The sequence below is a fragment of the Bacillus sp. SIMBA_074 genome, assembly GCF_046534555.1.
Taxonomy (GTDB): Bacteria; Bacillota; Bacilli; order Bacillales; family Bacillaceae_G; genus Bacillus_A; species Bacillus_A mycoides.
In genome coordinates this window covers 1-312 of record NZ_JAWRYM010000284.1, presented here as the reverse complement: position 1 = coordinate 312, position 312 = coordinate 1, and the positions used below count along the sequence as shown (strand labels likewise).

The window sequence follows — 312 nt, the reverse complement described above, 5'->3', positions numbered from 1 at the left end:
ATTGATAAGGTTTACAAGGAGTGGGGGTATTATGAGGTTAATATTATCCAGTATAAGTGAAACGAGATTGCTTAAATAAAAAAACTGATTATTCATACCTAAAAACTTGGGATTATATGATATAATATTGTAATCTGATAATTCATGTAAGGGAGTGTAGAAAATGCCTGTCGAAACCTTTAGAGCCACCGCACATTTGCAAAAAGGGATGGTTGTGAAAGCCCGGTCCAGAGACTTTGCGCTGACGATCGATGAACCAAGAAGCTTGGGCGGAACAGATACCGACATGAACCCTGTTGAAGTCGTCCTCTC

At 39.4% G+C, this 312-nt stretch carries 1 protein-coding gene; it reads left to right on the top strand.

Annotated elements, in window-relative coordinates; genetic code table 11:
- Nucleotides 1-163 precede the first annotated feature (163 nt).
- A partial coding sequence (locus tag SB773_RS30865) for an OsmC family protein (RefSeq protein WP_410594049.1) occupies nt 164-312 on the top strand: 149 nt, incomplete at its 3' end.